The organism is Adlercreutzia equolifaciens, from assembly GCF_029076695.1.
Classification (GTDB): Bacteria; Actinomycetota; Coriobacteriia; order Coriobacteriales; family Eggerthellaceae; genus Adlercreutzia; species Adlercreutzia equolifaciens_A.
Window position 1 is genome coordinate 1 of sequence record NZ_JARFIK010000121.1, and the last position, 372, is coordinate 372.

The window sequence follows — 372 nt, forward strand, 5'->3', positions numbered from 1 at the left end:
GTATCCACAACAATGATCATTGTATTGTCATTTACATAATCCAGAGCCTGGTCTGATGTCAGGAAAATATCATCTTCATATGCCGGACTCTCTGCAATCTCATCATAGAGCGGTCTTACCGATCCTGTCACTTCATTGATGACAATATGTGCCTTCTTCTCCAGACTTACCGCTGCTCTGTAGATTCCCATACATGCACCAAATGAATCCGGGTCTGCAATCTTATGTCCCATGACAATGACCTGATCTTTCGTCACGATAAACTCTCTGAGTGCCTCAGCCTTTACACGGGCTTTCACACGGGTATTCTTTGCTGTCTGCTCTTTCTTACCTCCAAAGTAAGTAATTCCATTACAGTCTTTAATCACAGCC

At 43.3% G+C, this 372-nt stretch carries 1 pseudogene; it reads right to left on the reverse strand.

Annotated features, from left to right (window positions below):
• A pseudogene (locus PZH32_RS11725) lies at positions 1 to 372 on the reverse strand (DHH family phosphoesterase); the annotation flags it as partial.